Annotated in this window: 9 protein-coding genes and 2 pseudogenes; 8 read left to right on the forward strand and 3 right to left on the reverse strand. The window is 70.2% G+C overall.

The features are described from left to right. From V7Q31_RS16765 to V7Q31_RS16775, 3 genes and pseudogenes are all read left to right on the forward strand, one after another. A partial coding sequence (locus V7Q31_RS16765) for an ABC transporter permease (RefSeq protein ID WP_333835002.1) occupies positions 1-502 on the forward strand: 502 nt, incomplete at its 5' end. Positions 503-540: 38 nt separating this feature from the next. Further along, positions 541-1578, forward strand: coding sequence for an ABC transporter ATP-binding protein (locus V7Q31_RS16770; protein WP_333835003.1), 1038 nt, complete (start codon positions 541-543; stop codon positions 1576-1578). Positions 1579-2205: 627 nt separating this feature from the next. Continuing rightward, a pseudogene (locus V7Q31_RS16775) lies at positions 2206-2622 on the forward strand (DUF6441 family protein); the annotation flags it as partial. A 96-nt stretch (positions 2623-2718) separates the two neighbouring features. Here V7Q31_RS16775 and V7Q31_RS16780 read toward each other — a convergent pair. Then, positions 2719-3378 (reverse strand): alternative oxidase, encoded by a 660-nt coding sequence (locus V7Q31_RS16780; protein WP_333835004.1) that lies wholly within the window; start codon positions 3376-3378, stop codon positions 2719-2721. 333 nt (positions 3379-3711) lie between these two features. Between V7Q31_RS16780 and V7Q31_RS16785 the strand changes: the two genes are divergently transcribed. The 5 genes and pseudogenes from V7Q31_RS16785 (at position 3712) to V7Q31_RS19230 (ending at position 5447) form a co-directional block, all read left to right on the forward strand. Beyond that, positions 3712-4116 carry a BLUF domain-containing protein gene (locus tag V7Q31_RS16785; RefSeq protein WP_333835005.1) on the forward strand — a complete coding sequence of 135 codons (405 nt, stop codon included), beginning with the start codon at positions 3712-3714 and terminating at the stop codon, positions 4114-4116. 259 nt (positions 4117-4375) lie between these two features. After that, the gene (locus V7Q31_RS16790; RefSeq protein ID WP_333834995.1) at positions 4376-4633 is read left to right on the forward strand and encodes a type II toxin-antitoxin system ParD family antitoxin; all 258 of its coding nucleotides are present in this window, start codon (positions 4376-4378) and stop codon (positions 4631-4633) included. After that, positions 4633-4974 carry a type II toxin-antitoxin system RelE/ParE family toxin gene (locus V7Q31_RS16795; protein ID WP_333835006.1) on the forward strand — a complete coding sequence of 114 codons (342 nt, stop codon included), beginning with the start codon at positions 4633-4635 and terminating at the stop codon, positions 4972-4974. Before V7Q31_RS16790 ends, V7Q31_RS16795 begins: the two co-directional genes overlap by 1 nt. A 20-nt stretch (positions 4975-4994) precedes the next feature. Continuing rightward, positions 4995-5204 (forward strand): annotated as a pseudogene (locus V7Q31_RS16800) (phage tail tube protein); the annotation flags it as partial. Positions 5205-5288: 84 nt separating this feature from the next. Next, positions 5289-5447, forward strand: coding sequence for a DUF7697 family protein (locus V7Q31_RS19230; RefSeq protein WP_442976718.1), 159 nt, complete (start codon positions 5289-5291; stop codon positions 5445-5447). On the opposite strand, the gene V7Q31_RS16805 is transcribed toward V7Q31_RS19230, so the two are convergent. Together V7Q31_RS16805 and V7Q31_RS16810 are read right to left on the reverse strand one after the other, a co-directional pair. Next, entirely contained in the window at positions 5437-5817 is a 381-nt protein-coding gene (locus V7Q31_RS16805) for a type II toxin-antitoxin system VapC family toxin (protein WP_333835007.1), read from the reverse strand. The genes V7Q31_RS19230 and V7Q31_RS16805 overlap by 11 nt on opposite strands. Further along, positions 5817-6029, reverse strand: coding sequence for an AbrB/MazE/SpoVT family DNA-binding domain-containing protein (locus V7Q31_RS16810; protein ID WP_333835008.1), 213 nt, complete (start codon positions 6027-6029; stop codon positions 5817-5819). Before V7Q31_RS16810 ends, V7Q31_RS16805 begins: the two co-directional genes overlap by 1 nt. Positions 6030-6202: the final 173 nt, after the last annotated feature.

Consider the following 6202-nt stretch of genomic DNA (forward strand, 5'->3'; position numbering starts at 1 on the left):
CGGCACGGTGATCGGCGTCAGCTACATCATCGCCTTCAACGTGCCGCCGGTGGAGATCACCGGCACCGGGCTGATCCTCGTGATCGCCTTCGTGTTCCGCAACATGCCGGTGGGCATCCGCGCCGGCGTGGCCAATTTCGCCCAGCTCGACCCCGCGCTCGACGAGGCCTCGCTCACGCTGCGCGCGAGCCAGGCGACGACGCTCCGCCGGGTGCTGGCGCCGCTGCTGCGCCCGGCTTTCGTGGCGGCGCTGGTCTACAGTTTCGTCACGGCGATGACGGCGATCTCGGCAGTGGTGTTCCTCGTCTCCGCACGCTACGATCTCGCCACCACCTACATCCTCGGGCGGGTCGAGAACGGAGATTACGGCCTCTCCATCGCCTATTGCTCGGTGCTGATCGTGGTGATGGCGGCCACCGTGCTAGGCGTGCAGGCCGCGCTGGGCGCCCGCCGGATCGGGCGGCGCGAGGCGGCGCCCGCCCCCGTTCTCGCCACAGGATGAACATGCCCGCAGCCGCCCTCCCCGCGGACAGCCCGGCCGTGATCTTCGACCGCGTCTCGCGCCGCTTCGGCGACGTCGCGGCGGTGGAAGACGTGTCCTTCGACGTCGCGAAAGGAGAACTCGTCACGCTGCTCGGGCCCTCGGGCTGCGGCAAGACCACGACGCTGCGGCTGGTGGCGGGGCTCGAGCTGCCGTCCTCGGGGCGCATCGAGATCGCGGGGCGCGACGTTACCGCGCTCTCGGCCAGTCAGCGCGACGTGGCGATGGTGTTCCAGTCCTACGCGCTGTTTCCGCACATGAGCGTGTTCGAGAACGTCGCCTACGGGTTGCAGATGAGCCGCCTGCCGAAGGCGGACGTCCGCGCCCGGGCCGAAGCGGCTCTCGAGACCGTTGGGCTTGCGGGCTTCGGCGACCGGCTGCCGGCGGCGCTCTCGGGGGGGCAGCAGCAGCGCGTGGCGGTGGCGCGCGCGGTGGTGCTGGAGCCCGACGTGCTGCTGTTCGACGAGCCGCTCTCCAATCTCGACGCCAAGCTGCGCCGCCGCGTGCGCGACGAGATCCGCGAGTTGCAGCAGCGCCTCGGCCTCACGGCGGTCTACGTGACCCATGATCAGGAGGAGGCGCTGGCGATCTCGGACCGGGTGATCGTGATGAACGCCGGCCGAATCGCGCAGGCGGGCGCGCCGCGCGACCTCTACGACCGTCCGGCCTCGCGCTTCGTGGCCGACTTCATCGGCGACGCCAATCTTCTCGACGTCGATGTGCTCTCGGTCGAGGGCGACATGGCCAGGGTCGCCCTCGGTCCGCTCAGCCTGTCGCTTCCAGCGCGCGGGTTGGGGCCGGGACCCGCGTCGCTCGCCGTCAGGCCGCACGCCATCCGCTTCGCCGGACCGCAAGAGGGCGACGCGCTCCCGGCGACAGTGCGTCGGGCGGTGTATCTCGGCGCCCGCGTCGAGGTGGATTTCGACACTTCGGCCGGGCCGCTCTTCGCCGTGCTCGACAGCCTCGGGCCGGCCCCCAGCGCGGGCGCGCGCGCCGCCCTGCGTATCGATCCGCGCGGCGTGGCGCTGCTGGGATAGCATCGCGCGATGCGGCGCCGGCCGCCGCTGCGGCGCGTCGTCCGGCCTATGGGATGGAGGCGCATGAGGCGTTCTCCGAACGCGATCTCGCGCCCACCTCCTCCGAACCGGCCCGCTTTCCGACCGCCAAAGCACTCGCCGGCTGACCCGTTCCAACAGAGAGGACCCTTAGACGCTCCGCCACGCCCTCGCCACGCCCTCGCCTTGTCCGCCCTGCTGTGCGGCTTCGCCGCCGCGCCCGCCTTCGCCGAGCCCGGCGGCGGTGTTCCGCGAGCACGCCGCGCTCTCGGGCGTCGCAGGGCGCGACTTCGACATCTCGGCCTGGGCGAGCCGATCCGACGCCGACTAGGCCGCGATGCGCCCCTTCCGCTGGCCGGCGCCCGCCGACGGCGCGCCGCGGGAGCGCTTCTTCGCCGAAGGCGGGTTCTTCACGCCCGACCGCCGCGCTCGCGCCGTCCCCACGCCGCCCAACGCCGCCGCCCCACGCGACCCCGCGCGCCCCTTCACGCTCAACGCCGGCCGGGTGCGCGACCACTGGCCCACGATGACCCGCACGGGGTTCTCTGCGCGTCTCTCGGCGATGTCGCCGAGCCGTTCGTCGAGATCCACCCGGCCGACGCGGCGCTACTCAGCGCTGCGGCGCTGGTCTGGTCGAAGGCGCCGGTGATCGTCGGCGCGCACGATACAGGGCCGCTGATCCGGTCGCGCAACCAATTCTGGTTGGCGATCCCGACGCCAGCGGCCGGGCGCGGGCTGCGCGGCGGGAAGATCACCCCCGGCGAGTGGGAGCGCCGCCGCGGCCTGCGCCTACGCTTCGTCTATCGCCGGCGCAGGCCGAGCCTGCTGGTCGCGGAGGGACGGCTGAGTAGTCGTGGTCTCGGCGTCGCTTCATCATCGAAGACGGGCCGTGGGCGCGCGACAGCGCTGATCTTCCTGCTGGTCCCGCAGGTCAAGCTGCCGAAGCGGCTCGATCTTGCGCGGGACGCAGAGCGCGCGCACGACGCCGTGCCGGGGCTGATCGTGGCGAACTGGCTTGCTCCATGAGCTGCAGGCCGTTGCACTGTGAGCCCGCGCGACTGAAGGGCTTGCCCGGCGAGCAGGCTTGGTATCGCGTCGAGCTCCGATCCCGACAGGCTCCGCTCACCGCGATCCGGGCGCCCTGCCTGTCGCGATCTGGTCCGCGAAGTCGTGATTGGTGTCGCGGTGCGCCGCCTCGTCCGCCCGCACCGCCGCGACGACGTCGCGCAGCCGCGCGTTCGGCGACAGCTTCCAGTAGTCGATCGCCAGTTGCGGGGCGGCGACGTTCTCCTGGTGACCCGCATCGATGTCCGCGAGGTACTGGGTGTAGCTGACGACCGCCTCCTCTTCGAGATAGCCGACCACGCGATGCGCGGTCTTCGGCGCGAACAGGTAGAGGAAGAAGTACAGGTTGAAGAACACCGCCTGCGCCACGAGGATCAGGCCGCGCTCGAGCACAGTCGGCTGCGCGACCTTGATGAAGGTCATCAGATGCATCCGTTCATTCTCGGCTTCGTCGAGCAGTTCACGGATCCAGCCCTGGTCATCGCGGATATGACGGATCGCCTTGAAGTGCTGGAGCATGCCGCCGACCATGCCGGGAACGGCCGCGACGGTCTCCAGCACCACGGCGCGGTGGCCGTAGCGCTTGGCGAAGAATGCGTCGGCGAACACGCGCATGATCTTGACGACGCGAAGCGCGACGCGGTCGGAGAAGTCCTCGGGGGCTTTGTGGAGATCGAGGCTCGGCTCGCCGCCGGAGCGGTTGAGGCTGTCGAACATCCTGCGTACTTTCGGTTTTGATATGCGACTTACCGCATGACACGTATGCCGGCGCGCGGCGTCGTCAAGCCGCCGCGACACCGGGCCACCGCGAGCGCGGCGCCGGGGCTGATCGTGGCGCGTTGCGTGGAGGGCCGGTTCTGAGGGAGACCGACCATACCGATGACCGGGGACGGATCGAGGGACGCGCGCATCGGCTACTGCCCGGCGTCTGATCGTGCTAACCCTTGAGGGCGCGGCGCCGGATCGCCTTCGACTGCGCGCGAAACCCCTAGAGAGGCCGGCTGCGGAGCAGCGTCGATCAGGACGTCCCCAGACAGGAGAGAACGCGCCATGGATCTGTTCCGGGCCATCTACACCTCGCGGCCCTTCGGCTTCGACCAGTCGATTCTGAGCGGCATCCTGATGCACGCGCGGCGCGCGAACGAGCGGGACGGCATTACGGGCGCCCTGATTTGCCGCGCCGACATATTCCTGCAGTGGCTTGAAGGTCCCGAAGAGCAGGTGAGAGACGCCCTCGCGCGCATCGAACGCGACGATCGCCACATCGAGATGAAGATTCATGTCGCCGAACTCGTCCCCGAGCGGGAGTTCGGAGAGTGGGCGATGCTCCACGACCCTGCGGTCACCTGGTTCTGGTCGCAGCGCGACATCGACGACGGCGCCTTGGAGCGCGCGACGCCGGAGGAGATCACGGCGTTCTTCATGCGGCTGAAGCGCGAAAAGCAGAGCGCCTGACGGTGAAGGCCAGCCGTGGACGCGAGAAGCCGTGGCGCTCGAAGGTCGGGCGCGGCGTCGCCACCGTGCCGATCGTCCTGCTGGTGCCGTAGGTCAGGGCGCCGAAGCGGATCGACCTCGCGCGGGATCCTGGGCCGGCCCACGAGCGAGTGCCCGGGTTGATCGTGACGAACTGGCTCTGCGCGAAGCGGCGCGCAGGATAGAGCTCGGCTGCCTTTCCGGATTGGCAAATTCTGCCATCGCCGGCGCGGAGAATGAGATGGCCACGCGAAACGTCGTCCTGACAGAGTCGCAGTCGGCGCTCGTCGACCGGCTCGTCGCCTCCGGGCGCTACCAGAACGCGAGCGAGGCCCTGCGCGCCGGGCTGCGGCTTCTCGAGCGCGAGGAGGCCGAACTCGCCGACATCCGCGACCGGCTGTCGGCCGGGCTCGCCGAGGCGCGCGCGGGCGACCTCGCCGAAGGCTCTGGCGAAGACGTCGTTCGCCGCGCATTCGCGAGAGCGCGCGGCGACGGCTGATGCCCAAGTCCTGGCGGCTCACCCGGCAGGCCGAGCGGCCCCTCGTCGACATCGCCCGCTGGACCATCGAGACGTTCGGTCCGCGGCAGGCGGACGCCTACGAGATGGACCTGATCGTGCGCTGCCAGGCCATCGCCGATGGCGCGGCGCCTTCGCAGAGCTGTCGCCGTCTGATCGATCCGGACCTCTCCGAAGACCTCCGCTTCACCCGCTGCGGGCAGCACTTCATCGTGTTCATCGACGACCCTGACGCCGTGATCGTCATCGACTTCCCGCACGCGCGATCCGACCTGCCCGGCAAGCTGGCGAGGCTAGGAGACGAGGGCGCGCGCAGGCGCTGAAACTCAGGCCAACTGCGGCAAGGCTCGCCGACACGACCCTCATGACGCAGGCCATCGACGGCGGTCCCTGCGAGTTGACCTTCGGCTACGCGCTGCCCTCGGGCGAGAGCCTGACTCTGACGGCGCACGCCGTCTACCTGCCGCGGCCCCGCATCGAGATCGTGGGCCCGCAGGGCGTGCAGACCACCTTCGACTGGCAGGCCGCGCGCGACCCAGTGCTCGGCCGGGTGAACCAGGCGCAGACCTTCGAGGGCTGGCAGGTCTGGGACCTCGCCCAGCGGCTCGGCGGCCAGCTGCGCGCCATCCCCGGCGCCGTGCTCGGCTGGGACATGAGTTCGGCGCTGGCCATGGGCGACGCGCTCGGCGTGCCGCCGCTCGCCATGGCCGAACTCTTGCCCGTCATCGAGGCGGAGATGGTGCGCAAGCTCAACCAGCAGATCGCCTCAGGCGGCGACAATCCGTTCATCCGCTGATCTTCTCGATGAATGTCGCCCCTGGGAGGCCTTCGAAGTGTCGGTCGCAGGTGAGCAGCATCGCACCGTGGGCTTGGGCGGTCGCGAAGATGATGGCGTCGGCCGTGGCGAGGCTATGGGCGCGACAGGCCTCTGCCGCCGCCAGCGCGATCTCGGTGTCGAGGGGGACGACACGGCAGACCTGCGTGAACGCGATCACCTGATCGGCCTTGTCCTCGCCGAACTCTCGGGTGAGCCACTTCGCGAGTTCGAGCTGGACCATCGTGGGCACGATCCAGTCGGTCTGCTCGGGCAGCGCCCGCTCGACGGCCTCGGCGGTGGGGGAGCCGATCAGCCATTCGATCAAGGCCGACGTGTCGACCAGGATCATCAGAAGCGGTCCGAGCGGTCCCGCGGGTCGGTCGGCGCCGCGCCCCGGGCGAAGCCCTTCAGGCTCTCGCGCCTGGGGATCGGGACCAGCAGCACGCTGGCGCCCTTGGGGATGAAGGCGAAGCTCTGACCCGCCTCCCAGCCCTGGGCGGCGCGCACGGCCTTCGGGATCGAGATCTGGAACTTCGACGACAGGGTCGCTGTGTCCGGCATCGCCCTACCCCAAGTGGATCGATGCCGGAAACGTAAGACGCGCGCCCATCTCCTGCAAGGACCGGGACCCATGACCGAGAAACGCGTCTCCGTTCGCCTCGCCGCGGTGGGCGGCCGCCAGGTCCGCGCCGAGCTCGAAGGCGTCGGCGAGGCGGGCAAGCGCGGCTTCGGCC

Source organism: Rubrimonas sp. (assembly GCF_036788415.1).
Lineage (GTDB): Bacteria > Pseudomonadota > Alphaproteobacteria > Rhodobacterales > Rhodobacteraceae > Rubrimonas.